Origin of the sequence: Streptomyces sp. NBC_00038, from assembly GCF_026343635.1 — a bacterium.
Lineage (GTDB): Bacteria > Actinomycetota > Actinomycetes > Streptomycetales > Streptomycetaceae > Streptomyces.
The window spans coordinates 733,124-758,199 of the sequence record NZ_JAPELQ010000001.1 but is presented as its reverse complement, the minus strand read 5'-3'; the positions used below and the strand labels follow the sequence as shown (position 1 = coordinate 758,199).

The window sequence follows — 25,076 nt, the reverse complement described above, 5'->3', positions numbered from 1 at the left end:
CGCATGAGCCGCGACGACCCTCCCGTACTCCCTCCAGGGACATGCCTCCCGGACGAGAGGAAACAACGATGTCTCCCTCCACCGCTCTCCCTGCCCGCGGCGGGGCCAGACTGGCCTTGCTGGTGGTCGGCCTGTGCTGGCTGGTCGTGCTGTTCGACGGCCTCGACATGTTCATCTACGGCTCCGTGCTGCCGCACATGCTGGAGACCAAGGCGCTTGGCATCGACCCCGCCAAGGCCGGAGACGTCGGCTCCTACGCCACGTTCGGCATGCTGATCGGTGCCCTCTCCTCCGGCACGATCAGCGACTGGGTCGGCCGCAAGAAGACGATCATCGTCTCCACCGCCGTCTTCTCCCTGGCCTCCGCGCTCTGCGCCTCCGCCAACAGCCTCGACGCCTTCAGCCTCGGCCGCTTCCTGGCCGGCCTCGGCCTCGGCGGCCTGCTGCCGAGCGCGATCACCCTGGTCACCGAGTACGCCCCGCGCGGTCGCGGCGCCCTGGTCGTCGGCTCCCTGATGACCGCCCACCAGACCGGCGGAATCGTCGCCGCCTTCGTCGCGAAGTGGACCGGCGACTGGCGCACCTCCTTCTGGATCTGCGTGATCCCGCTCTTCATCGGCGTCCCGCTGGCGGCCAAGTACCTGCCCGAGTCGATGGCCTTCCTCCAGGCCAAGGGACGCGACCAGGACGCCCTGGCCCTCGCCGACCGCTACGGCGTGGACCTGGCCGCCAAGGACAAGGCCCGCCAGGCCGCCGGCGAGCGATGGAGCGCGCTGGCCGCCCTGTTCCGCGGCCGCCTGTGGGTCCAGACCCTGTTCTTCTGGCTGGCCTCCTTCGGCGGACTCCTGCTGGTCTACGGCGTCTCCCAGTGGCTGCCGACGATGATGCGCGCCGCCGGCTACGACCTCGGCTCCTCGCTCAACTTCGTCATCGTCATCAACCTCGGCGGCATCGTCGGCATGCTGATCGGCGGCAGGCTCACCGACAAGTTCGGCGGCTCGCGCATCGCCGCCATCTGGTTCGGCGCCACCGCGATCGGCGTCTACCTGCTCAGCGTCCACATGCCGCTGGCCCTCACCTACATAGTCGTCTTCCTGACCGGCCTGTTCCTCTTCAGCGCCCAGGCGATGATCTACGCGACGGTGGCCGCCCGCGCCGACGCCGAGAACCGGGCCACCGCAGTCGGCTGGGTCTCGGGCATGGGCCGCTTCGGTGCCGTCTTCGGCCCGTGGCTGGGCGGCCAGCTGCTCGCCACCGGCTCGAACTCCGCAGGCTTCGTCGCCTTCGCCATCGCGGGCGTCTTCTCACTGGTGTTCGTCAGCCTGACCGGCCTGCGCAGCGTCCGCTCGACGCCCGACGCCGAAGTGCCGAAGCAGCTGGCCACCACCGGCTGACTGGGGGAACGGGAGACACGCGCCTGGGCCGGACCCGAAGAGGGTCCGGCCCAGGCGCGTTCGCGTCACCGGCAGCTTCCTTTGCGAGTGCGTGTACGAGAACCGCGGCGATGACGCCGGAGATGTATCGATGTGTAACGCTGCGTGCACGTCAAGAGGGCGATGTCCATGTGGCGTTGGGTACCAAGAACGTTTCCCCATTGCCCTGGCCGTCGCAGGGTGCTGGAGTGATCCCATGGATCACGTTGCGGTATTGGCCCTGTTCGACCGGGACATGCGAGAGGGGGCGCGGCCCGACGCCCCGGGTGCCCGGATCGAGCACGTCGGCAAGGTGGTGCGTCAGGTCGGCACCGAGCGCGGCTGGAGCGGGGTGACCTGGTCGGACCTGGACGAGGCCATCGCGGACGAGGTGATCGCCGAGCAGATCCGGTACTTCACCGGCCTTGGGCGAGAGTTCGAATGGAAGCTCTACGGACATGACCAGCCCGAGGATCTCGGTCAGCGGCTGCGGGACGCCGGGCTCACCGCCCAGCCCGAGGAGACACTCATGATCGCCGAGCTGGGCGATCTCGTGCTGGACGCCGAGCCGCCCGAGGGCGTACGCCTGCTTCCCGTCACCGACCGGGCGGGTGTCGACCTGGTGGCCGACGTGCACGAGCAGGCCTTCGGTACGGACGGCACCCGGCTGCGCCACCAGCTGCTCGCCCAGCTCACCGGCGACGAGGACACGGTCGTCGCGGTGGTGGCACTCGCCGGTGACGTCCCGGTCAGCGCTGCCCGTATGGAACTCCTGCCCGGCGCCCGGTTCGCCGGCCTGTGGGGCGGCGGCACCGTCGAGGCCTGGCGCGGCCGGGGCATCTACCGAGCCCTCGTCGCACACCGCGCCCGCGTCGCCGCCGACCGCGGCTACCGCTACGTCCAGGTCGACGCCTCCAGCCAGAGCCGCCCCGTCCTCGCCCGCCTGGGCTTCCAGCCGCTGACCACGACGACACCGTACGAGTACACACCGGCCGGGACCGGGTCCGCCTAGGTCGGCCACCCGGTGCCACCTCCCGGCCCCCGCGAGCGGGGCCGGGACGATCTGTCCGACGGACCGCGACGCATGGCGCCGGCGGCGCAGCCGTCACAGGTCGAGCTGGTACTCCACCGCCTTGTGCGTGGGCAGATAGCCGAGCGCGTCATTGATACGGAGCATGGGCGCGTTGCTGTCGGCGGTGTCGGTGAGCAGGCCGGCGAGTTCGGGATGCCGGAGGCGGGCGTGGCGGATCGACTCCGCCTTCATCCAGAGCCCCAGGCCGTGGCCTCGGTGCTCGGGCAGTACGCCGGTGCCGTAGTGCTGGCCCTCACCGCGGCCGTCGCCCGGCACGACCAGCTCGGAGAATCCGGCGATCGAGCCGTCCGAGCGGTCCACGGCGGCGACGGTGTGGAGCAACTCCCCGCGCTTCGCGATGGCTTCGGCCGCCGACAGGACCCGGTCCACGTCCCAGGCGACCGTCCCGTAGTCGGTCCCCTCCATCGGCATGTCGTCCATGGCCCGCCGCGAATTGGCGAAGGTCTGCGCCAGTTCGGCCGGTACGGCGCCGTCCCAGTTCGTCAACTCGTAGCCAGGGTGCGGGCGTTGGGTGAGCTCGGCGATCCGGGCGGGATCCACGTCGGCGAGCGGCAGCCTCGCGTACGTCAGCGCCAGCACCCGGCGGAAGCCGCGCGCGGCCAGGAACAGGTCGCCGGGGGAGGCGTCCTCGGCCTGCGCGAGGAGCGACCGCCGCTCCTCGTTCCGCGCCGTGTCGACGGCGGCTTCCAGAAGGAGACCGCCCACTCCTTGCCGGCGCTCGCCCGGATGGACGGTGATCTCGAGCTCCGCGAGATGCTCCTGCCCCTCCTTCGTGAACAGCCGCAGGAAGGCGGAGCCGAGCGGGACTCCGTCGGCGTCGGAGGCCAGCCACGCCAGGCGCCGGCTCGACGGGTTGGTCTCGGGATCGGTCAGCGGTGTGATGCGTGGCGGCAAGGTCTCTCCGTGGCGACAGGGCGGGTGCGGTGAAACCCGCAGAACCTAGCCGCCACGGAGTGTGACCCGCAAGAGAATTAGGGCCTGACCGGCGGATCGGGCCGGTGGACAGACCCTGGGCGGCGGCGCGAGGACTCGCGCTGCCCCGCCTGTCAGCGGCGCGCCCGTGTCCGCCGCGACCGTCCACCGCGCGAGCGGTCGAGCGCCGCGACGCCCACCGCGGCCAGGCCGATCTGGATGAGCCACTCGATCCAGTCGACGCCGTTGGTGTCGGCCACGTCGAACGCGTCGGCGACCGCGGCGCCGACCAGCGCGGCCACGATGCCGACGACGATCGTCAGCAGGATGCCGATGCGCTGGCGTCCCGGGACGACGAGCCTGCCCAGTACGCCAATGATGATGCCGATGACGATGGCACTGATGATGCCTGAGATCTCCATCTCCGCCCCTCTTTGTCGGTTCCCTCGTAGGTATCCGTGTGCCCCCTGAAGGCGGAGGCAGTCCGCTCCGCCGCGTGCGACTGCGGTACGCCCACTCCGGCGACCTCCTGTCCGGCGCCGCTTTCGTCATGTACCGTTCAAGAATCTGTCGCCCGGAAGACGGCCAACTCCCGTTCTACGCGCGCAGACTTGGCGCCCCGCACCGCCTCTTCCACCCCTCACGGAGGTTTGCCGGATGTTCGGATTCAGAAGATCCCGCCACAGACTCACCACGGCGCTGGCCGCGTTCGGGCTGCTCCTCACCGGCGCCGCCGTCCAGATGACCACCGCCACCCCGGCCGCCGCGGCGACCCCGCACCGGATCCTGTTCGACAACACCAAGGCCGAGACCGCCGGCAACGCCGACTGGATCATCGGCACCAGCCAGCCGGACCCGCTGGGCCAGGACTCCACGCCGTCGGCCGAGACCGACTGGACCGGAGCGATCTCCGCGTGGGGCGTCGCCCTGCAGAAGACCGGCAACTACTCGCTGAAGACGCTCCCTTCGGGCAGCACCATCACGTACGGCACCACGGCCGCGACGGACCTGCAGAACTTCGACACGTTCGTCCTGCCCGAGCCGAACGTCCTGCTGAGCACCGCTGAGAAGACCGCGGTGATGAAGTTCGTGCAGAACGGCGGCGGCCTCTTCCTCGTCTCCGACCACACCGGAGCCGACCGCAACAACGACGGCGAGGACGCGGTCGAGGTCATCAACGACCTGATGTCCAACAATAGCGTCGACAGCACGAACCCGTTCGGCTTCACCGTCGACACGCTCAACGTCGGCACCGAGAACCCGAGGGCCATCTCCAGTACGACCGACCCGGTCCTGAACGGCTCCTTCGGCAAGGTCACCGGCAGCATCATCCGCAGCGGTACGACGGCCACGCTGAGCCCCACCGCCAACTCCGGGGTCAAGGGCCTGCTCTACCGCAGCGGTTACTCCGGCAACACCGGAGCCTTCTTCGCCACCAGCACCTTCGGTAGCGGCCGGGTCGCGTTCTGGGGCGACAGCTCGCCCATCGACGACGGCACCGGCCAGTCGGGCAACACGCTGTACGACGGCTGGAACGACACCGCCGGTACGAACGCCGCCCTCGCCCTGAACGCCACCGAGTGGCTCGCGGGGACCGGCGACGGCGGAGGCGGCGGGGGTGGCGGCACCTGCACAGCCGCGCAGCTGCTCGCCAACCCCGGCTTCGAGTCCGGCAGTTCGTCCTGGACCGCCAGCAGCGGAGTGATCACCACCGACACCGGTCAGGCGGCCCGCACCGGCTCCTACAAGGCCTGGCTGAACGGCTACGGCGCGGCCCACACCGACACGCTCTCCCAGTCGGTGACCATCCCCTCCGGCTGCGCGGCCACCCTGAGCTTCTACCTCCACGTGGACACGGCCGAGACGACCACCAGCACCGCGTACGACACCCTCAAGGCCCAGGTCCTCAACAGCAGCGGCACGGTCCTGGCGACCCTGGCCACGTACTCGAATCTGAACGCCGCGACGGGGTACACCCAGCGCACGTTCAATCTCGCCGGTTATGCCGGGCAGACGGTCACCGTCAAGTTCACCGGCATCGAAGGCTCCACGCTCCAGACGTCGTTCGTCATCGACGACACGGCCCTGAACGTGAGCTGATCGGACGCGGAGGGGGCGGGTCCTGAATCAGGGCCCGCCCGCTTCATCCGGTGCGCAGCCACCCGGTGGCGGCCACGACCTCATGCGCGATGTCCATCACCGTGCGGTCGTCGGTCGCCACCCGCAGGGTGTCCGGAGGCACCCGCTCGTCCAGCAGCCGCGCCTTGTGGGCACTGTTCGCCATCTCGCGCTCCAGCTCGGAGCCGAGCTCCCGCCCCTTGAGCCGCCGGGCCGTGGTGTCGTCGGTGGCGGTCAGCAGCACGCGGAAGATCCGTACGTCGCTTCCCATCGCCCGCTCGAACAGACTCGCCGACTCGGCCAGCACGCTCACGGTGTTGGTGTAGACGAGACGCCGGTAGCCGAGTTCGGCGAAGTTCCCCCACACCGCCCGGAGGTTCCGCTCGGTGACCCCGGCGCGGTGCGGGTCGCCGTCCGGCGCCGGATGCACGTACCCCATGAAGTCGCCCTCGATCACGGCGTGAGCGACCTCCGCGTCCCTCAGCCGCGCCGAAACCTCCCAGCCCACCGTGGACTTGCCGACGCCCGCGCGCCCGCCGATGAGCAGTACCTCCGGTTGGTCCATGCAAGAAGCGTGCCAGCCCGGGGCGCTCCGGGCGATCGATGTACGTCCGGTCGCGTACGCCCCTCCCGTGGGTGGCGCTTGACATGCAGGCAATTGCCTGCATAACTTTGAGTGTGCGATCAGAAACCGACCCGGGCTTGGACCAGGTCTTCAAGGCGCTGGCCGACGAGACGCGGAGGCGGCTGCTCGACCGGCTGCACGAGCACAACGGCCAGACGCTGGGTGACCTGTGCGAGCGCATCGACATGAGACGGCAGTCGGTGGCGCAGCATCTGGCGGTCCTGGAGGCCGCCAACCTGGTCAGCACGGTGCGGCGGGGGCGGGAGAAGCTGCACTACCTCAATCCGGTGCCGCTCCACGAGGTCCAGGAGCGGTGGATCGACAAGTTCGAGCGCCCGCGGCTGCGCGCGCTCAGCGCAATCAAGCGACGAGCCGAGGAAGCCATGACCGACAAGCCGACCTTCGTGTACGTCACCTACATTCGGAGCACGCCCGAGAAGGTCTGGGACGCGCTCACCGACGCGGACCTCACCGCCGCGTACTGGGGCCACAGCAACGTCTCCGACTGGCAGCCCGGCTCCCGCTGGGAACACCGGCGCACGGACGGCTCCGGCATCGCCGACGTGGTGGGCACCGTCGTGGAGAGCGAGCGTCCGACCCGTCTCGTGGCCACCTGGGCCGCACCCGAGGACGAGGGCCAGGAGGACAAGTACTCCAGGGTCACCTACGACATCCAGCCGCACGCCGACATCGTCCGGCTGACCGTGACCCACGAGGACCTCACCGACGAGGGCGCCCTGAACGACGTGAGCTCCGGTTGGCCCGCGGTGCTGTCCAACCTGAAGTCCCTGCTCGAGACCGGCAGCCCGCTGCCTCAGGAGCCGTGGCTGGTGCCGAACGGCTGACGTGTCGACGTCGAAGGGGCATGGAAAGGCCGGCCCGCGCTGAGCGGGCCGGCCACACGTCGGCTTCCCTTCCGAGATTCGCTGTCGCTTCCTTGTGGCTACGCCCGAGGCGTGCTGCCCCTCGCCGTGACCGCGCACATCGCCCCCAGCACCACGGCCAGTGCGCCGATGATGATGCTGTTGAGTACGACTCCGGTGTCCGGGCTGGTGCCGACGATCCACGGCGAGATGATCATCCAGGTGCCCATCGCGCAGATGGCCCAGCTCAGGCCGTACATCCTCTCCGGCGTGATGGTGAATCCGAGGGCCAGCAGGGCTATCGCGATGCCGATGACGAGGTTGTGCGTCACGAGGGCGGGCTGGCTTGTCGTGTAGTGGAGTATCCACGGGGACACGGCGCAGTACAGGCCGAGCAGGAACACCGGCCCGTCCACGAGCGCCACATCGCGGCCGCCGACCATGCGGGCATACCGGTCCCGCATTTCGTTTACGTCGGGGTGGCTGCTTATGTCACCTCTGGGGTGCGAGACGTTGGCCATGACTCGTCTCCTTCGAGCTCTTTCGATCTCTGTGGCCCTGCCGCCTCTGGTGCGGTATGCGGTAAGTGCCACGTACCTCTCATTGTGCGCTTATTTCTTCTTTATGTGTAGCGGGAGGTGTCAGGTGCCGGAGACGAGTAGGTAGTCGAGGTTGAAGCCACCGGTTTCGCAGTAGACGGTGACCGTTTGTTCCCCCGCCCGGAGGTCGACGGGTACGTGCACCGACTGGTAGGTACCCCAGCCACCCGTGGCCGGCACCGAGGCCGTCGCCAGCGTGGTGCCGCTGTCGTCGCGCAGCGACACGGCGTTCGCCGCGGTGGTGTCCGTGCCGTTGGCAACGCGCAGTTCAAGATCGTAGGAGCCTGTCTGAGGCACATCGACGCGGTACGCGAGCCAGTTGCCCGCGGCCGTCCAGCCCACGTTCTTGCCGCCACTGGCGGCGGGGTTGTTCTCGATGAAGTTGCTGCCGTCCGCGGGCCAGCCCTGCTGGTCGGCGTAGGACTCGGCCTCGATCTTCTCGCCCACGGGGGCCGCGTGCGGCTGCACGGTGAGATGGACGGTCACCTCGTCGTGCGCCCTGCCGTCGGTGGCGTAGAAGGTCAGGTCCTGCTCGCCGGCGGCGGTCGGACGGATCGTGACCAGGCCGGTCGCCGGGTCGAGGGTGACGCCGCCCGGCAGTTCGGTGGCGTAGTAGGCCAGCCGGTCCCTGTCCCGGTCGGTGGCCTTCAACTGCAGGTTCACGGTGCTGTACTGGTCGGCGACGACATCGGCCGCCTGCTCGAAGACCGGGGCGTGGTTGCGGGAGCCCGTCGGAACCTTGCCCTTCCACCGGTAGGTGGCGAAGGAGCCCGCCGGAACGGTCACCACGAACGTCTGGCCGGCGACAACCACCCGGACCTCGCTGTCGGTGGCGGCGCTGTTGCCGAGGACCGCGGTGAAGGTCCCGTTCTTGGAGCGGTAGACCACGTTGCTGACACCGTGCTCCGCGGCGCTGGACTCGAGGCGCACGTCACCCGGGGAGAGATACTTGGAGAACTGCCCGATGGTGTACAACTCGTCGCGGACGGTGAAGTCCTTCGTGAGCGTGTTCACCTTCACCAGCCGGTCCGGCCACTTGGTGGTCGCCGCGACCTCGTCCCAGTCGATGTCGTTGTCGCGGGAGGGCGTCCAGTGCAGTGTCCCGCCGTCCTGGTCGGTGGCCTGGGCCCAGAGGATGTAGGAACCGGCGTCGAGGCGGAAGTCGTTGAGGACGGTCGAGGGCGACAGGTCGCTCGTCTCCGTGAGATGGACCGGCTTTCCCGTCTCTTCATAGGCGTCGCGCATGACGCTCGGGTCGCCCCAATAGGGGTGGAAGGCGATGGCGTCAGACGCGTCGCGGACCTGCTCGCCGCTCACCGAGCCGTCCGGGGCGTCCTCGAAGATGCGGTAGTAGTTCTTGGTCGCCGTGCTGTTGGGGTCGCGCCAGTCCCAGAAGTTGAAGTCGTGCACATACAGCTCGGTACTGAGCCGCGCCTTCTTGAACTCGCGCTTGATCGCCAGGGTCAGCTTCTGCTGCTGCTCGACACTGATGTCCATGGCCGGGTAGACGACGTCCATGCCCGGCTCGTTCAGCAGGGTCAGCGCGTCGACGTCGATGCCCTTCTTGGCGTACGCCTGGACGAACTTGACGTAGTACCGCGCGAACACGTCGATGCAGTCGTCCCGCAACTTGCCGACCTGGTAGTAGTCCGTGGTGCTCCCGGGCTTGAGCGCGACCTCACCGGTGAACCGGTTGTTCGTCTTCATCCACGCCGGTGCGCTCCACGCCGACGCGAAGAAGGTGGCCTTGGGGTTGTAGCGCTGGATGAGCTTGATCGTGTCGATGATGTGCAGGTCGATGTCCCGCTGGATGGAGAAGTACTTCAGACCGAAGTCCTCGGTGACACCGGCGGGCAGGTCGTCCTCCGACCAGAACGGGAGGTGCTCGATGAGATCGGGGCTGCCGATGGTCAGCCGGAAACGGTCCAGGCCCGCGCCGGTCTTGGGGTCGACAAGGAGCCGGATGGCTTCCTCGCGCTTGGCAGGAGTGAGCTTCCACAAGTTGGACACGCTGGTCTCGTCCAGGGAGAAGCCGATACCCGTGTATTCCTGCCGCGCGGCGCTGGGGTCGACGACCACGGTGGCATCGACGGAGCCGCCGGAATCAGTCCCTGTCCGGACACTTGGCAGCGGCTGCCACGCTTGCGCACCGCCGGTCGAGTAGGTGCCGGTCACGACCTGGCCGGTCTTGGCCGACCCGTCGGCGGCTCGGTCCGCAGGTGCGGCCGGACCCGTGCCGACCAGTGTGGACAGTGTCGTGACGGCGATGGCCGCGATCGCGGTGAGAGTGCGTCTCACAGCTGCTCCTGGGCTCGGGGGCGAGGGGGTTGGCGCTGTGCTGAACGGGAGGCGGGCGATCGTTCCGCCGCCAGAGGGGTGCATGCATGCGTTCTGACGGGGCGACAGTCACCACGACAACTCCCTCCCGCCCCACCGATGCGGCAGATCCAAGCAATATCCTTGGTGTTAAGTCAAGGCTTGAAGAAAGTCGTCCTGGTAAAGCGGGCACTGCTGCAACGGAGTTACGACATACGGAGGCCGAGGTGTGGGAGCCGAGTGAGGACGAGCGGCTGGCGCGGTTGCCCGAAGGGATCTGGGGGACGCCGTATGTCGGCAGGCGCTTTCCCGGCTCCCGGGCGGTCACCGAGAAACCGGGCCTTGCCGAGGGCGCCAACTGCCAGCTCTTCGCCTACGAGGTACTCCGGCACTGCTCGTTGACCCTCCCAGGCTGGCGGTCGAGCGACCTGTGGGACGACACCGCACTCACCGAACGGGTCGCGCACGCCCGGCCGTTGGACCTGGTCCTCTTCAACGCCACCGACGACGCCTGGGGCGCGCACGTCGGCGTGGTCGTGGGGGAGGGCCGGGTGCTGCACCTCTGCGCCGAGGTGGGGCTTCCGGCCATGTGGGGCATGGCGGACTTCGCCACCCGCGACCGGTATCGCACGCTCATCGGCTTCAAGCGGGTCCTGCGGCGGGCGTGAGCCGCCCGCCCAGCTCGCCGGCCCTTCGTACGAACGCCTCGTGCAGGTCGTCCGCCGCCCGGGGCACGGAGTCCGCCCTGCGGCGCTGCAGCATCAGCACCACCTGCGTGGAGTCGTCGTCGAGCGGGCGGTAGGTGATCGCGCCGCGCCGCTCCAGCGGGTCGCCGATCACGCTGAAGTCGGGCAGGACCGTCGCGCCCAACCCTTCGGCGACCATCAGCTTGCCCATCTCGGCGCCGTCGGTGGAGTACGAGAAGGCCGGGGCGTGGCCCTCCAGGAGCCGGTGGACGTAGCGGTGCATGACGTATCCGGTGCGCATGGCGATCAGCGGCTCGTGCTCGTCGAGGAGGTCGGACGCAGAGACCGTGTCCAGCGAAGCGAGGGGACTGTCCGGCCGTACGCACAACACCGGGCGTCCGCGCAGCAGTTCGGTGGTCTCGAAGTCGGCGGGCAGGTCGTCGCCGTCGAGATGGTTCACCAGGCCGAGGTCGAAGCCGCCCTCCGACAGCGCCCGGTGGATGTCCGACTGCTGTGCGCCGACCACCTCCACCTGCGTCAGCGGATGCGTCGCGCGGAACTCGCGGACCGTGGGGATGAGCAACGGCACGGTCGCCGCGTTCACCGTGCCGACGCGGACCATACGGCTGACGCGGTGCTGTTCGCCCGCCGCGCCCCGCAGCCGGTCCACCGCGTCCAGCACATTGATGATGTGCGGCAGCAGGTCCCGCCCCTCGGCGCTCATCCTCGCGCCGGTCCGCTTGCGCTCCAGCAGGTCGACGCCGAGTTCGCGCTCCAGATTGCGTACGGTCTCGCTGAGCGCGGGCTGGGAGAGGTGCAGTTCCTCGGCGGCCCGGCGCAACGAGCCGAGCCGGGTGACCGCCGCGATGTATTCCAGCTGCTCTATTCGCACCGCAGCAGAATGCGGTCGCCGGATTAGCGCGTTCAAGGGTTTCCCTGTCACACCTTCGTGAAATTCGCCGGTCCGGGATGCGAGACCGGTCGGCTGTTCCTTGACGGTCCGGACGGGGGGCTGCGACGATCGACGACATGAAGATGCGACTGGACCTCACGCGGCGACGCCATGTCGACCTCGCGCGTGTCTCCAGCTCCTTCTGTTGTCGCGAAGTCTGACGATCCCGACGGTAGGGTCCCCTTCGCACGGACCATCCGCCCACCGGTGAAATCTCCCGCACGGCGCCTTTCTGTGCTTTCCGGCACCCACCGCACCCGTTTCACCGCCCGCATTCCCATGGGAAAGCCGGGCTTGTAGTTCGTCATGCCTTCGTATCGAACAGCGGGAGTTCTCCGTGCCCGAAACAGAATCCGCACCTGACACCCCCACAGACACCGCGACCGAACCCGTCAAATTCGCCTACTGGGTGCCCAACGTCAGCGGTGGCCTGGTCACCAGCAGGATCGAGCAGCGCACCGACTGGGGTTACGACTACAACCGTGAACTCGCCGTCCTCGCCGAGAACAACGGCTTCGACTACGCGCTCAGCCAGGTCCGCTACATGGCCAGCTACGGCGCCGAGTACCAGCACGAGTCGACCAGCTTCAGCCTCGCCCTGCTCCTCGCCACCCAGCGCCTGAAGGTCATCGCCGCCGTCCACCCGGGCCTGTGGCACCCGGGCGTCCTCGCCAAACTCGGCGCCACCGCCGACCACTTGTCGAACGGCCGCTTCGCGGTCAACGTCGTCAGCGGCTGGTTCAAGGGCGAGTTCACCGCCCTAGGCGAACCCTGGCTGGAACACGACGAGCGCTATCGCCGCTCCGAGGAGTTCATCCGCGCCCTGCGCCAGATCTGGACCGAGGACCACACCGAACTCGCCGGAGACTTCTACCGGTTGAGGGACTTCTCCCTCAAGCCCAAGCCCCTCAACACCCCCGAGCGCCCGCACCCGGAGATCTTCCAGGGCGGCAACTCCACCGCCGCCCGCGCCATGGCGGGGCGGGTCTCCGACTGGTACTTCTCCAACGGCAAGGACTTCGACGGCGTCACCGAGCAGATCGCCGACGTCCACAAGGCCGCGACCGAAGTCCGGCGCAAGGCACCGAAGTTCGGCCTCAACGCCTTCCTGATCGCCCGCGACACCGAGGCCGAGGCCCGCGACACCCTCCGTGAGATCGTCGCCCAGGCCGACAGCGAGGCCGTCGAGGGCTTCGGCGCCGCCGTGAAGCAGGCCGGCCAGTCCACCGCCGACGGCAAGGGCATGTGGCAGGACTCCAGCTTCGAGGACCTCGTGCAGTACAACGACGGCTTCCGTACGGGGCTGATCGGCACCCCGGAGCAGATCGCCGAGCGGATCGTCGCCTACAAGCGTCTCGGCGTCGACCTTCTCCTCCTCGGCTTCCTGCACTACCACGAGGAGGTCGACTACTTCGGCCGCCGGGTGCTGCCCCTCGTACGCGAACTGGAAGCCCAACTGCCCCAGTCGTACACCGAGTCCGTGGCCGCTCACGCCTGACCACCACCGTCTCCCGTCGCGCAGAAAGAGAGCCCATGGCCACCGTCCTGTCCGTCTCCGGCAGCCCCTCCGTCTCCTCCCGCACCGCCAAACTCCTGCGCCACCTGGACGCCCGGCTGGCCGCCCAAGGCCACGAGGTGATCCCGCTCGACGTCCGCACCATCCCGGCCGAGGCCCTGCTCGGCGCCGACTTCAAGCACCCCGCCATCGTCGAGGCGACCGAACTCTTCGCCCGCGCCGACGGCGTCGTCATCGGCACCCCCGTCTACAAGGCCGCCTACTCGGGCGTCCTCAAGGCCCTCCTCGACCTGCTCCCGCAGTACGCCCTCACGGGGAAGGCCGTGCTGCCGCTGGTGACCGGAGGCAGCACGGCGCATGTCCTCGCCCTCGACTACGCGCTCCGCCCCGTCCTCAACTCCATGGGCGCCGCGCACATAGTCCAGGGCTGGTTCACCCTCGACAAGGACATCACCACGGGGGAGGACGGCAGCATCACCGTCGCGCCGGGCACCGCCGAGGCCCTGGCCCAGGTGGTCGACCAGTTCTCGGCCGCGCTCGGCCGCACACCCCTGCTGGCCGCGGCGGTCTGACACCGTGACCGCCAAAGTGATCGCCGACGACGTCGAGGCCCTGGCCGTCGCCGCCGCGCTCGCCGAGGAGTTCCGCGCCGGTGCCCCGGCGCGGGACGCCGAACGGAGGCTCCCAGGCACGGAGTTGGAGCGGCTCTCCGCCTCCGGACTGCTCGCCGTCACCGTGCCCGCCGAGCACGGCGGCGCGGACGTACGCCAGGAGACCCTCGCGGAGATCTTCCGGCTGCTGGCCTCGGCCGATGCCAGCCTTGCCCAGATTCCGCAGAACCACTTCGTGTATGTGAACGTGATACGCCGTCAGGGCACCTGGCGACAGCGGGAGTTCTTCTTCGGCGAGGTGCTGGCAGGTCGCCGCTTCGGCAACGCCCAGTCGGAGGCGGGCACCAAACACGTCCAGGACATCCGCACCCGACTGGAACCCCGGCCGGACGGCTCGTACCTGCTCACCGGCGTCAAGCACTACTCCACCGGCGCGCTCTTCGCCGACTGGATCCCCGTCCTCGCCCGAGCCGAGGACGACAACCTGCATGTCGCGTACGTCCCACGGGACGCGAGCGGAGTCACGGTCGTCGACGACTGGGACGGCATGGGGCAGCGTACGACGGCCAGCGGCACCGTCCGCCTCGAAGCCGTGTCCGTCCCCGCCGACCGGGTCGTCCCGCACCACCTCACCTTCCAGGGGCCGCAACTCCACGGCGCCGTCGCACAGTTGCTGCACGCCGCCATCGACGCCGGGATCGCCGCGGGCGCACTCGGAGAGGCTGTCGGGTTCGTCCGCACCAAGAGCCGGCCCTGGTTCGAGAGCGGCGTCGACACCGCGGCCGAGGACCCGCTGCTCATCCAGCGCTTCGGTGAACTCGCCATCCAGGTGAGGGCGTCGGAGGCGCTGCTCGGCGCGGCGGCCCGAGCGGTCGACGCGGCCCGCGAAGACCTCACCGAGGATTCGGCCGCCGAGGCGTCGATCGCGGTCGCCGCCGCGAAGGTGCACGCCGCGGCCACCGCCGTGGAGGTCGCGAGCGCCCTCTTCGAGGTGTCCGGCACCCGCTCCGCCCTCAACTCCCTCAACCTGCACCGCCATTGGCGCGACGCCCGGACCCACACCCTGCACGACCCGGCCCGCTGGAAGATCCAGCACATCGGCCGCTACGTACTCAACGGCACGAAGCCGCCCCGGCACGGCCTGCTCTGAAACGGAGACCCACGTGTCCCTCACCTTCCACTGGTTCCTCCCCACCAACGGCGACAGCCGCCACGTCGTCGGCGGTGGCCACGGCACCCCGGCCACCGTCTCGGGACGGGACCGGCCGCCGACGGTCGCCTATCTGAGCCAGATCGCCCGCGCGGCCGAGGACCTGGGTTTCGTCGGCGCGCTCACGCCCACCGGCGCCTGGTGCGAGGATGCCTGGCTGACCACCGCGATGGTCAGCCAGAACACCGAACGGCTCAAGTTCCTGGTCGCCTTCAGGCCCGGCTTCGTCTCGCCCACGCTCGCCGCGCAGATGGCCTCCACCTTCCAGCGGCAGACCGGCGGACGGCTGCTGCTGAACGTGGTCACCGGCGGCGAGAGCCACGAGCAGCGCGCCTACGGCGACTTCCTCGACAAGGACGCCCGATACCGCCGTACCGGCGAATTCCTGGAGATCGTCCGGGACTTGTGGGACGGCAAGACCGTCGACCTCTCCGGTGAACACCTACAGGTCGAGGACGCCAAGCTCGCCCGTGTGCCCGACCCGGTCCCCGAGATCTACTTCGGTGGCTCGTCACCCATCGCCGGTGAGATCGCCGCCCGTCACGTGGACGTCTACCTCACCTGGGGCGAGCCGCCCGCCCAGGTCGCCGAGAAGATCGCGTGGGTACGCGGGCTCGCCGCGAAGGAGGGCCGGAGCGTCCGCTTCGGGATCCGGCTGCACGTCATCACCCGGGACACCTCCGAGCAGGCCTGGGCCGAGGCCCACAAGCTCCTCGACGGCTTCGACCCGGAGACCGTGAAGTCCGTACAGGCCGGGCTCGCGCGCAGCGAGTCCGAGGGGCAGCAGCGCATGCTCGCGCTGCACGGCGGCAGCCGCGACGGCCTGGAGATCCACCCGAACCTCTGGGCCGGGATCGGGCTGGTCCGCGGCGGCGCGGGCACGGCCCTGGTCGGCAGCCACGACGAGGTCGCCGAGCGCATCGCCGAGTACCATCGCCTCGGCATCGACGAGTTCGTGTTCTCCGGCTATCCGCACCTGGAGGAGGCGTACTGGTTCGGCGAGGGCGTCCTGCCGCGTCTCGCAGCACAGGGCTTGTGGCAGCACCCGTTCGCGAAACCGGCCGCTCCAGCCGCACAGGTGCCCTTCACGAGGTGAGCCGGCCGAGCGAACCGAGGTGTGCCGTGCGCACCTCGGCGGTCTGTCCCTGCACCAGCAGGAACATCCCCTCGCGCGCCAGCCGCTGCGCGGGGCTGCTCAGGTCGATGGACCGCCCGCCACCGGCCACGACGGCCGCGGTCGTGGCCGCGCGCATGACGTCGTACGCCCGCGTCTTCACCGCCAGCCGCTCCGCGATGCGTTCGGTCGGCACCGGGTGGTCGGCCAGCTCGTACGCCTGCCGCCTGACCTCGTCCAGGCGGGTGCGCAACGCATCCGCCGTCTCCTTCGCGGCGGGGTCGCCGTCGGCCGCGGCCAGCAGGTCGAGTGCGGAGGCGGTGATGCCGAAGACGGCCGGTGAGGCGTTGGTGTTCTTCGGGCGGTCGGTCGCGGCCCAGGTCTCGTACGGGGTACGCAGGGCCACCGCGTCCTCGGGCAGCCACAGGCCGTCCAGCTCCAGGGAGACCGTCCGGGAGGCCGTGAGTGCGGCGAGCCGCATCGGGGACGAGGGGCGCAGGCCGGGCTGCTCGCGCGCCTCGGTGAACGCGAACAGCGCCTCGTCCGCGTCCGTGACTCCGGCCAGCAGCATGACGTCGTTGAGGCCCCAGCCCGTGTACCAGGGCACCGTCCCGTCGAAGCGCCAGCCACCGCGCTCGCGCGTGACCCGGACCGGGACGCGCGGATGGGCGCGCAGCTGGGCGTACGCCACCCCGGACAACAGCTCCCCGCTCGCAAGCGGCCCCAACAACCGCTCCCGCACCGAGAGTTCGCTCTTGGCCAGGGTCTGCACCGGTGTGTGGTGCTGGGTCTGCACGAACCACGTCGAGCAGCACGCCCCGGCCAGGATCTCGGCGGTCTCCCGGGCCACCGCGGCGGGCGCCGCCGACCCGCCGTACGCCACCGGCGCACCCACTCCGAGCAGCCCCGACCCCTTGATCGCCTCGATGCTGCTCGCGGACACGCCCTCCTGGTCCACGCGCTCCGCCTGAGGTGCCAGTACCTCGGCGGCGAGGCGACGGGCGCGGGTGACGAGGGGGTGCGGTGCCGTGGTCATCGAAAAAATCTCCCGGTGTCGTGGTGTCCGGTGTCGATCCGGCCGTCTCCCGTTCGTGTAGGCAGTGAGAAGCGGTACACGACCGAGGAGGACATCTCATGAAGCACTACCTGTTGAGCGTGATGCAGCCGGTCGGCGAGCCGCCCGCGCCCGAGGTCCTGAAGGAGATCATGCACAACCTCGAGGTCTTCCACGCGGAGCTGCGCGAGGCGGGTGCCTGGGTGTTCGCCGGAGGACTGCACGGCCCGGAGACGGCCACCGTGCTGCGGGCCAAGGACGGCGACGTACTGATCACCGACGGTCCCTACACCGAGAGCAAGGAGTACCTCGGCGGGATCTGCCTGATCAAGGCACCCGACCTCGACGCGGCACTCGAATGGGGCCGCAAGGCGACGCTGGCGACCACACTCCCCATCGAGGTGCGGCCCTTCATGGGCGAAGCCGACAACTGATGACCCCGAACGCCGGCATCGAGGCCGTCTTCCGCGCGGAGTACGGCCGCTCGGTCGCCGTCCTCGTCCGCTTCCTCGGCGACATCGACCTCGCCGAGGAAGCGGTTCAGGACGCGTTCGCCACGGCCCTGCGGACGTGGCCGGAGTCGGGCGTGCCGCCGAGCCCCGCCGGGTGGATCATCACCACCGCCCGCAACCGGGCCATCGACCGGCTGCGTCGCGAGTCCTCGCGCGAGGCCAGGCACGCCGAGGCGGCCCAGCTGTACGCGCAGGACGAACCGGCCGAGGAGGGCCCCGTGCGCGACGACCGGCTCCGCCTGATCTTCACCTGCTGCCACCCGGCGCTCGCCACCCAGGCGCAGGTGGCCCTTACCCTGCGACTGCTCGGCGGTCTCACCACCCCGCAGATCGCGCGCGCCTTCCTCGTACCCGAGCCCACCATGGCCCAGCGCCTGGTCAGGGCCAAGGCCAAGATCCGCGACGCACGCATCCCGTACCGCATCCCGCGCGACGCCGACCTCCCGGACCGGGTGAGGGGAGTGCTGGCGGTCGTCTACCTCATCTTCAACGAGGGGTACGGCGGCCGGGCGGAACTCTGCACGGAGGCGCTGCGCCTCGGCCGTCTCCTGGCCGAACTCATGCCGGACGAGCCCGAGGCCGTCGGCCTGCTCGCCCTGATGCTCCTGATCGAGGCCCGACGGCCCGCCCGTACGACACCGGACGGCGAGCTGGTCCTCCTCTCAGACCAGGAACGCTCCCTGTGGGACGGGGCCCTGGTCGCCGAGGGCCAGTCCCTCGTCCGCGCCTGCCTGCGGCGCAATCGGCCGGGCCCGTACCAGATCCAGGCCGCGATCAACGCCGTGCACAGCGATGCCCCGACCGCGGCCGCCACCGACTGGGGCCAGATCCTCCAGCTGTACGACCAGCTGGCCGCGCTCACCCCGAGTCCGGTGGTCGCCCTCAACCGGGCCGTCGCCGTCGCCGAGGTCGAGGGGCCGAAGCCGGCGCTGGCCCTCGTCGACGCACTCGACCTGGACGACTACCACGCCTTCCACGCCGTACGGGCGGACCTGCTGCGCCGGCTCGGCCGTCACACCGAGGCCGTGCGGGCGTACGACGCGGCCATCGCGCTCACCGAGAACGCGGCGGAGCGCGCGTACCTCGAACGAAGCCGGGCGGCGCTCGTACGAACCTGAGCCCGCGCGGTCACACACACGAACCTGAGCCCGCACCCTCACACGCTGAGCGCCTCCCGCACCGACCGTTCCGCCTCCTGCCCGCCCTCGCCCGAGGACGTGACCCGCCCGGCCTCCAGGACGTAGTACCGCTGCGCCGCCCGCATCGCGAAGCCGACGTGCTGCTCGACCAGGAGGACTGAGAGCCCGCCGCGAGCGGCGAGGGCGAGGATCGTCTCCTCGATCTCGGTCACCACGGAGGGCTGGATGCCCTCGGTGGGCTCGTCGAGGAGGAGGAGCCGAGGGTCCGTCACCAGTGCGCGGGCGATGGCGAGTTGCTGCCGCTGGCCGCCCGAGAGCAGCCCGGCGCGCCGGCCCGAGAGGGCCCGGAGCGCCGGGAACAGGTCCAGCGCCTCGGCGATCGCCTCCTTGCCGCGCGCCCGCCCGTCGGCGACCAGCTGGAGGTTCTCCGCGGTCGTGAGGTGCGGGAAGGCCTGCTGCCCCTGCGGAACGTAGGCCATGCCGCGGGCCACTCGCTCATGGGGCTTGCGGCGGGTGATGTCCTCGCCGTCGAGACGGACGGTGCCGCTCTGCGGGGTGAGCAGTCCGACGGCGGTTCGCAGGAGGGTGCTCTTTCCGGCGCCGTTGTGTCCCAGCACGGCGGCCACACCGTCGTGCGGGACTTCGACGTAGACCCCGTGCAGGACGGAACTGCGGTGGTAGCCGACGCGTACGTTGTCGATCTCCAGCATCATGTCCGCTCACGCCTCCTGTACGGCGACGCCCGCGGCGGCCTCGCCCATAGGGGACTCCGCGTCCGGCGTCTCAGCCTTGTGCCCGAGATACACCTCCTGCACCTTCGGATCCGCCTGCACCTCGGCCACCGTCCCCTCGCTCAGCACCTTGCCCGCGTGCAGCACACTGACGCTGCGGGCGAAGGAGCGCATGAAGTCCATGTCGTGCTCGATGACGACGACGGTCCGCTCCTGGCTGATCAGCTCCAACAGCTCGCCGGTGGCCTGCCGTTCGTCGTGGCTCATACCCGCCACCGGTTCGTCGAGCAGCAGCAGCCGTACGTCCTGGACGAGCAGCATGCCGATCTCCAGCCACTGCTTCTGACCGTGGGCCAGGGTTCCCGCCGGGCTGTCGGCGAGCTCGGTGAGGCCCACCGTCTCCAGCGCGCGGGCGACGGGCTCCGGCACGCCCTTGCGGCGGCGCAGCATCGTCAGTACGCCCCGGCCCGCGCCCGCCGCGATGTCCAGATTCTGAAGCACCGTCAACTCGTCGAAGACGGTGGCGGTCTGGAAGGTCCGGCCGATCCCCGAGCGGGCGATCCGGTGCACGCTGCGCCCGAGGATGTCCTCGCCCCCGAAGCGCACCGAACCCTCCGCCTTCACCAGCCCGGTAACGGCGTCGACGAGAGTCGTCTTGCCCGCGCCGTTCGGCCCGATGAGGAACCGCAGATCGCCCGGGCGCACATCGAGGTCCACTCCGTCGACGGCGGTGAAACCGTCGAAGGACACGCGCAGTTGTCGTATCTCAAGACCTGAGAGCTCACTCATACCGCTTCTCCCACTGGAAGGGCGGGCGCCTTCTCGTCGATCCCCTGCTCGTCGGCCGGCCGGGAGGACCTGCGCCGCCGCCGGACGATCCCCACCAGTGACGCGAGTCCGCCCGGCAGGAACGCAAGGGCCACGATGAACAGCAGCCCTTGGAAGTAGGTCCAGGCCGCGGGGAACTCCTCCGACAGCGCCGTCTTGGCCCAGGCGACACCGACCGCGCCGAGTACAGCGCCCACCAGACTCGCCCTGCCGCCCACCGCGGCGCCGATGACCAGCTCGATGGACGGCACGATCCCGATCAGCGCGGGGGAGATGATCCCGACCGCGGGTACGAACAGCGCGCCCGCGAGTCCGGCCATGCCCGCCGCCACGACGTACGCGACGAGCTTCACGTTCGCCGGGTTGTATCCGAGGAAACGAACGCGCTCCTCGGAGTCCCGTACGGCGACGAGGAGTTCGCCGTAACGGCTGTGGATCAGCTGGCGGGCCAGGGCGATCAGGAGGAGCAGGACCGCGGCGATGATGAAGTACACCATCCGCTGGTTGACCGGGTCGTCGAGGTCGTAGCCGAAGAAGCCCTGGATGTCGGTGAGTCCGTTGGTGCCGCCGGTGGTGGCCTGCTGGCCGATCAGCCAGATGGCGAAGGCGGCGGCGAGGGCCTGGCTGAGGATCGCGAAGTACGCGCCCTTCACCCGGCGCCGGAAGATGAACGAACCGAGGATCGCCGCGACGGCCATCGGCAGCAGCACGGTCGCCGCGAGCGCGAAGAGCGGATTGGCGAACGGCTGCCACCACCAGGGGAGTTCGGTGGCGGTTCCGTACAGCTGCATGAAGTCGGGGAGGTTGCCGGGTCCCGCGTCCGCGATCTTCAGGTGCATCGCCATGGCGTAGCCGCCGAGCCCGAAGAAGACGCCCTGCCCGAGCGTCAGCAGCCCGCCGCGGCCCCACGCCAGGCAGATGCCGACCGCGACGATCGCGGTGCACAGGTACTTGGCGAGCAGCCCGAGCCGGAAGTCGGACAGCGCGAGCGGAGCCACGGCGAAGAGCACCACGGCACCGGCGGCGAAGCCGGCCGCGGGGCGCACGGCGGTGAACCGGCCCTTGAGGCCGCCGAGTTGTTTCGAAGCCGGGGGAGTGGTGGTCATACGAGACTCCTCGTACGCAGCGTGTACAGCCCCTGGGGCCGCCACTGGAGGAACGCGACGATGGCCACGAGGACCAGCACCTTCGCGACGCTGACGGTGGTGGAGTACTCCAGGACGGACTGCAGCACGCCCAGCACGAAGGCGACGATCACGCTGCCCTTGAGCTGTCCGATGCCGCCGACGACGATCACGAGGAAGGCGTCGATGATCACGTTGGTGCCCATCGTGGGCCCGATCGGACCGACCAGCGTCAGCGCCACCCCGGCCACCCCGGCGAGCCCGGATCCGATGAAGAACGCGGTGCGGTCGACACGGCCGGTGGAGATGCCGGACACCTCGGCCAGGTCCCGGTTCTGCACGACGGCACGGATCCGCCGCCCCAGCGGCGTCAGACGCAGCGTCAGCGACAGCGCGACGACCGCCGCGACGGCCAGCCCCAGAATGAACAGGCGGCTGTTGGCGAAGGTGAGCGGGTCGTCGCCGCCGATGACGGTGATGTTCCCGGTGAGAACATCGGGCGCGCGGGTCTGCACATTGGGTGCGCCGAAAATGTCGCGGGCGAGTTGCTGGAGCATCAATGAGACGCCCCATGTGACGAGAAGCGTGTCGAGTGGCCGGAGGTAAAGGCGGCGAATCAGCAGCCATTCAAGGAGGGCGCCGAGTGCCCCCGACACGAGAAAGGCGACGGGCAGCGCGACGAGGAGCGAAATCCCTGCGCTGGAAATGGACTTCTGGAGCACGTACGTGGTGTAGGCGCCGGCCATGATGAACTCGCCGTGGGCCATGTTGATGACATTCATCTGGCCGAAGGTGAGCGAGAGGCCGAGCGCGATGAGCAGCAGAACGGCACCGATGCTGATGCCGGTGAACATCTGCCCGAGGATCACGGTCATGCGGCGACTCCGGGGAGGCGGGACGCGGGGGCCGCAACGCGTTGGGCCCCCGCGCGCGGGTGATCAGGAGAGGCCGGCGGCCCAGTCGTAACCCTTGAGGTAGGGGTCCGGCTTGATCGGCTTGCCGGAGTCCCAGACCTGCTCGATCAGCCCGTCCTCGCCGATCTTGCCGATACGGGCGGTCTTGTAGATGTGCTGGCTGGCGCCGTCGACCGTGACCTTGCCCTCGGGTGCGTCGAAGGTGATGCCGTCCGAGGCCGCCTTGACCTTCTCGGGGTCGAACGACTTGGCCTTCTCGACCATGGCCTTCCACAGATAGACCGAGGTGTACGCGGCCTCCATCGGGTCGCTGGTCGGCTTGTCCTGGCCGTACTTGTCCTTGTACGCCTTCACGAACTTGGTGTTCGCGGCGCCCGGAGTGGTCTGGTAGTAGTTCCAGGCCGTCAACTGGCCCGCCAGGTACTGCGCTCCGATCGACTTGACCTCTTCCTCGGCGATCGACACCGAGACCACCGGCATGCCCTTGGCGGTCAGGCCCGCGGACTTGTACTCCTTGAAGAAGGCCACGTTCGAGTCGCCGTTGAGGGTGTTGAAGACCGCGTCCGCCTTCGACGCCTTCACCTTGTTGGCGATCGTGCTGAACTCGGTGGAGCCCAGCGGCGCGTAGTCCTCGCCGAGCACCGTCATGCCGTTGGCCTTGGCGTACGCCTTGATCTCCTTGTTGGCGGTGCGCGGGAAGACGTAGTCGCTGCCGACCAGGTAGATCTTCTTCTTGCCCTGGCTCTTGAGGTAGTCGAGCGCCGGGATGATCTGCTGGTTGGTGGTCGCGCCCGTGTAGAAGATGTACGGGGACTCCTCAAGTCCCTCGTACTGCACGGGGTAGAACAGCAGCGACTTGTTCTTCTCGAAGACCGGCTTGACGGCCTTGCGGCTCGCGGAGGTCCAGCAGCCGAAGGTGGCAGCGACCCGGTCCTCCGAGATCAGCTTCTGCGCCTTCTCGGCGAACGTCGGCCAGTCGGAGGCGCCGTCCTCGCTGATCGGCTTGATCTGCTTGCCGAGCACACCGCCCGAGGCGTTGATCTCGTCGATCGCCAGCTTCAGCGAGTCGCGCACGGTCACCTCGCTGATCGCCATCGTGCCGGACAGCGAGTTGAGCAGTCCGACCTTGACGGTGTCACCGCTGACGTCCGCCTGCGCGGCCTTGTCGGACGTACCGCCCGCGTCGGTCTTCGCGCCGCACGCGGAGAGTGCGACGACGGCCGCGAGTGCGGCGGCGCCGGCCACCACCCGGCGTCGGAGAATATTGGAACCGCTGGAACCGCTGGACAAAAGAACCCCCTCGGGCTGTGGAGGAGACAACCTCCTGAAGTGCGGTCCACAGCCTCAAGTGACCCTGTTTCCAAGGTGTTTCGCGATACTTTCCCGGCGGTATCTTCCCGCTCTCATGCAGTGATCGCGGGGAAATCCTGGGGCAACAAAAAATGCCCGGGGCGGAATTCGTCACCTGAATTCACAATTCGCCCGAGGCATTCTAGTTACTTCCTGTGGGAAGTATCTTGGCGGGAGCGCGGTCATGTCAAGGGTGGGAACCGTGAAGGTCGAGCTGGGCGACCACGTCGAAGCCGACACCGTCCGCCCGTGCCAGATAGATGCGTTGGCGGACATGACCGCCCCGCAGATGGAGCAGGCCGCGCGGGCCCTCGTACGACACCTTCTCGGCCGCCGCTCCGATCGCCGACACGTCGAGCGTCCTGGCCCGGCCGATGAGCGCGGCCAGCAACAGCACGCCCTCGTAACAGGATTCACCGAGGCTTCCCAGGGCCGGTGCCTCGATGCCGAACCGCCCGGCGTACTGGCCGTGGAAGTCGAGGGTGTCCTGGTTCGCCAGCGAGGCGAAGAACCCGGCGGTGCTGTAGAGGTCCACGGTGGCCGTCGGCCCGCTGGCCATCAGCATGTTCTCGTCCATCAGCGTGCTCAGCCGCAGACAGCGCGCGTCGAGGCCCGCCGCGGCGAACGCCCGGTTGAAGCGGACCGCGTCGCTGCCGACGAGCAGCATGAGCACGCCGTCGGCGTCCGACCGCTCGATCCGGCGCAGCACCGCGTCGAAGTCATGTGTGCCCAGGGGGAGATAGACCTCTCCCTGGATCCTGCCGCCCGCCTCCCGGGCGAAGGCGTGCGCGGCCCGTGCCGTACGGCGGGGCCACACGTAGTCGTTGCCCACGACGAACCAGCGCCGCACCCCGCGCTCATGGGCCAACAGCCCCATCGCGGGCCGCAGTTGATCGCGCGGTGTCTCGCTGGTGAGGAACACGCCCGCGGTGTTCTCGCCGCCCTCGTACAGCGCGGTGTAGACGTACGGCACCCGATGCGCGATCCTCGGCGCCAGCGCCTGCCGCACCGAGGAGATGTGCCAGCCCGTGACGCCCTGCACGACCCCCAGGTCCACCAACGCCTCGACGTGGTCGGCGACTTCGCGCGGTCCGCTGCCGCCGTCGACGGGCAGCAGCCGCAGCTCCCTGCCGAGGACGCCGCCCGCGCGGTTGACCTCCTCCGCGGCCAGCTGTGCGCACAGTTCGCAGGTCGGTCCGAAGATCCCCGCCGATCCCTGCATCGGGAACACGAGCGCCACCCGGAGCACGGAGTCGTCTGCCGTGAACCAGTCGGGCGAAGGCGGATCGGGCCGGAACATGACGTCATGATTTCGGGTCCGCCCGGTGAACTCCAGTCCGTCTCATACCATGTACAGCCCCGCAGATGTGCGTGCCGGACCCCGCGTCTCCGGCATG

25 protein-coding genes are annotated in these 25,076 nt (G+C 69.4%); 12 read left to right on the top strand and 13 right to left on the bottom strand.

Annotated features, from left to right (window positions below; all coding sequences use genetic code 11):
* The first annotated feature begins 68 nt into the window (after positions 1-68).
* Together OG219_RS03620 and OG219_RS03615 are read left to right on the top strand one after the other, a co-directional pair.
* The gene (locus tag OG219_RS03620; protein ID WP_266822760.1) at positions 69-1,394 is read left to right on the top strand and encodes an MFS transporter; all 1,326 of its coding nucleotides are present in this window, start codon (positions 69-71) and stop codon (positions 1,392-1,394) included.
* 235 nt (positions 1,395-1,629) lie between these two features.
* Positions 1,630-2,424 carry a GNAT family N-acetyltransferase gene (locus OG219_RS03615; RefSeq protein WP_266822758.1) on the top strand — a complete coding sequence of 265 codons (795 nt, stop codon included), beginning with the start codon at positions 1,630-1,632 and terminating at the stop codon, positions 2,422-2,424.
* Between the two features lie 93 nt (positions 2,425-2,517).
* On the opposite strand, the gene OG219_RS03610 is transcribed toward OG219_RS03615, so the two are convergent.
* The gene (locus OG219_RS03610; protein WP_266822756.1) at positions 2,518-3,399 is read right to left on the bottom strand and encodes a GNAT family N-acetyltransferase; all 882 of its coding nucleotides are present in this window, start codon (positions 3,397-3,399) and stop codon (positions 2,518-2,520) included.
* Between the two features lie 152 nt (positions 3,400-3,551).
* Positions 3,552-3,839, bottom strand: a complete 288-nt coding sequence (locus OG219_RS03605) for a GlsB/YeaQ/YmgE family stress response membrane protein (protein WP_266822754.1) — start codon at positions 3,837-3,839, stop codon at positions 3,552-3,554.
* Between the two features lie 235 nt (positions 3,840-4,074).
* Between OG219_RS03605 and OG219_RS03600 the strand changes: the two genes are divergently transcribed.
* A complete protein-coding gene (locus OG219_RS03600; RefSeq protein ID WP_266822753.1) occupies positions 4,075-5,517 on the top strand; it encodes a hydrolase in 1,443 nt (480 codons plus the stop codon).
* Positions 5,518-5,560: 43 nt separating this feature from the next.
* Here OG219_RS03600 and OG219_RS03595 read toward each other — a convergent pair whose 3' ends face one another.
* Complete coding sequence (locus OG219_RS03595; RefSeq protein ID WP_266822751.1) at positions 5,561-6,100, bottom strand: hypothetical protein; 540 nt, start codon at positions 6,098-6,100, stop codon at positions 5,561-5,563.
* Positions 6,101-6,237: 137 nt separating this feature from the next.
* Here OG219_RS03595 and OG219_RS03590 point away from each other — a divergent pair, with 137 nt between their 5' ends.
* The gene (locus OG219_RS03590; RefSeq protein ID WP_266835991.1) at positions 6,238-7,005 is read left to right on the top strand and encodes a metalloregulator ArsR/SmtB family transcription factor; all 768 of its coding nucleotides are present in this window, start codon (positions 6,238-6,240) and stop codon (positions 7,003-7,005) included.
* A gap of 98 nt (positions 7,006-7,103) precedes the next feature.
* Here the strand turns inward: OG219_RS03590 and OG219_RS03585 are convergent, their stop codons facing one another.
* Complete coding sequence (locus OG219_RS03585; protein ID WP_266822749.1) at positions 7,104-7,544, bottom strand: SPW repeat protein; 441 nt, start codon at positions 7,542-7,544, stop codon at positions 7,104-7,106.
* Positions 7,545-7,664: 120 nt separating this feature from the next.
* Positions 7,665-9,920, bottom strand: a complete 2,256-nt coding sequence (locus OG219_RS03580) for a carbohydrate-binding protein (protein ID WP_266822747.1) — start codon at positions 9,918-9,920, stop codon at positions 7,665-7,667.
* A gap of 245 nt (positions 9,921-10,165) precedes the next feature.
* On the opposite strand from OG219_RS03580, the gene OG219_RS03575 reads away from it, so the two are divergent.
* Positions 10,166-10,606 (top strand): hydrolase, encoded by a 441-nt coding sequence (locus OG219_RS03575; RefSeq protein WP_266822745.1) that lies wholly within the window; start codon positions 10,166-10,168, stop codon positions 10,604-10,606.
* On the opposite strand, the gene OG219_RS03570 is transcribed toward OG219_RS03575, so the two are convergent.
* The gene (locus OG219_RS03570; protein ID WP_266822743.1) at positions 10,581-11,516 is read right to left on the bottom strand and encodes a LysR family transcriptional regulator; all 936 of its coding nucleotides are present in this window, start codon (positions 11,514-11,516) and stop codon (positions 10,581-10,583) included. The genes OG219_RS03575 and OG219_RS03570 overlap by 26 nt on opposite strands.
* A 137-nt stretch (positions 11,517-11,653) precedes the next feature.
* On the opposite strand from OG219_RS03570, the gene OG219_RS48240 reads away from it, so the two are divergent.
* The 5 genes from OG219_RS48240 to OG219_RS03550 all read left to right on the top strand — a co-directional run bounded on the left by OG219_RS48240 (position 11,654) and on the right by OG219_RS03550 (position 16,009).
* Entirely contained in the window at positions 11,654-11,737 is an 84-nt protein-coding gene (locus tag OG219_RS48240; RefSeq protein ID WP_353962412.1) for a putative leader peptide, read from the top strand.
* A gap of 176 nt (positions 11,738-11,913) precedes the next feature.
* The gene (sfnG, locus tag OG219_RS03565; RefSeq protein ID WP_266822741.1) at positions 11,914-13,074 is read left to right on the top strand and encodes a dimethylsulfone monooxygenase SfnG; all 1,161 of its coding nucleotides are present in this window, start codon (positions 11,914-11,916) and stop codon (positions 13,072-13,074) included.
* A gap of 35 nt (positions 13,075-13,109) precedes the next feature.
* Positions 13,110-13,664, top strand: a complete 555-nt coding sequence (gene ssuE / locus OG219_RS03560; RefSeq protein ID WP_266822739.1) for an NADPH-dependent FMN reductase — start codon at positions 13,110-13,112, stop codon at positions 13,662-13,664.
* A 4-nt stretch (positions 13,665-13,668) separates the two neighbouring features.
* A complete protein-coding gene (locus tag OG219_RS03555; protein WP_266822737.1) occupies positions 13,669-14,853 on the top strand; it encodes an SfnB family sulfur acquisition oxidoreductase in 1,185 nt (394 codons plus the stop codon).
* A gap of 13 nt (positions 14,854-14,866) precedes the next feature.
* Positions 14,867-16,009, top strand: a complete 1,143-nt coding sequence (locus OG219_RS03550; RefSeq protein ID WP_266822735.1) for an LLM class flavin-dependent oxidoreductase — start codon at positions 14,867-14,869, stop codon at positions 16,007-16,009.
* Here OG219_RS03550 and OG219_RS03545 read toward each other — a convergent pair.
* A complete protein-coding gene (locus tag OG219_RS03545; protein ID WP_266822733.1) occupies positions 15,999-17,063 on the bottom strand; it encodes an acyl-CoA dehydrogenase family protein in 1,065 nt (354 codons plus the stop codon). The genes OG219_RS03550 and OG219_RS03545 overlap by 11 nt on opposite strands.
* 98 nt (positions 17,064-17,161) lie before the next feature.
* On the opposite strand from OG219_RS03545, the gene OG219_RS03540 reads away from it, so the two are divergent.
* Together OG219_RS03540 and OG219_RS03535 are read left to right on the top strand one after the other, a co-directional pair.
* Positions 17,162-17,515 (top strand): YciI family protein, encoded by a 354-nt coding sequence (locus tag OG219_RS03540; protein WP_266822731.1) that lies wholly within the window; start codon positions 17,162-17,164, stop codon positions 17,513-17,515.
* Positions 17,515-18,711, top strand: coding sequence for an RNA polymerase sigma factor (locus OG219_RS03535; protein ID WP_266822729.1), 1,197 nt, complete (start codon positions 17,515-17,517; stop codon positions 18,709-18,711). The genes OG219_RS03540 and OG219_RS03535 overlap by 1 nt, the downstream gene beginning before the upstream one ends.
* Positions 18,712-18,749: 38 nt before the next feature.
* On the opposite strand, the gene urtE is transcribed toward OG219_RS03535, so the two are convergent.
* The 6 genes from urtE to OG219_RS03505 all read right to left on the bottom strand — a co-directional run bounded on the left by urtE (position 18,750) and on the right by OG219_RS03505 (position 24,979).
* Positions 18,750-19,442, bottom strand: a complete 693-nt coding sequence (gene urtE / locus OG219_RS03530) for an urea ABC transporter ATP-binding subunit UrtE (RefSeq protein ID WP_266835990.1) — start codon at positions 19,440-19,442, stop codon at positions 18,750-18,752.
* A gap of 9 nt (positions 19,443-19,451) precedes the next feature.
* On the bottom strand, positions 19,452-20,252 hold the full coding sequence (gene urtD, locus OG219_RS03525; protein ID WP_266822727.1) for an urea ABC transporter ATP-binding protein UrtD: 801 nt from the start codon (positions 20,250-20,252) through the stop codon (positions 19,452-19,454).
* Positions 20,249-21,397 carry an urea ABC transporter permease subunit UrtC gene (urtC, locus tag OG219_RS03520; RefSeq protein ID WP_266822725.1) on the bottom strand — a complete coding sequence of 383 codons (1,149 nt, stop codon included), beginning with the start codon at positions 21,395-21,397 and terminating at the stop codon, positions 20,249-20,251. The genes urtD and urtC overlap by 4 nt, the downstream gene beginning before the upstream one ends.
* Positions 21,394-22,290 (bottom strand): urea ABC transporter permease subunit UrtB, encoded by an 897-nt coding sequence (gene urtB / locus OG219_RS03515; protein ID WP_266822723.1) that lies wholly within the window; start codon positions 22,288-22,290, stop codon positions 21,394-21,396. The genes urtC and urtB overlap by 4 nt, the downstream gene beginning before the upstream one ends.
* A 63-nt stretch (positions 22,291-22,353) precedes the next feature.
* Complete coding sequence (urtA, locus tag OG219_RS03510; protein ID WP_266822721.1) at positions 22,354-23,577, bottom strand: urea ABC transporter substrate-binding protein; 1,224 nt, start codon at positions 23,575-23,577, stop codon at positions 22,354-22,356.
* A gap of 289 nt (positions 23,578-23,866) precedes the next feature.
* Positions 23,867-24,979, bottom strand: coding sequence for a substrate-binding domain-containing protein (locus OG219_RS03505; RefSeq protein ID WP_266822719.1), 1,113 nt, complete (start codon positions 24,977-24,979; stop codon positions 23,867-23,869).
* Positions 24,980-25,076 lie beyond the last annotated feature (97 nt).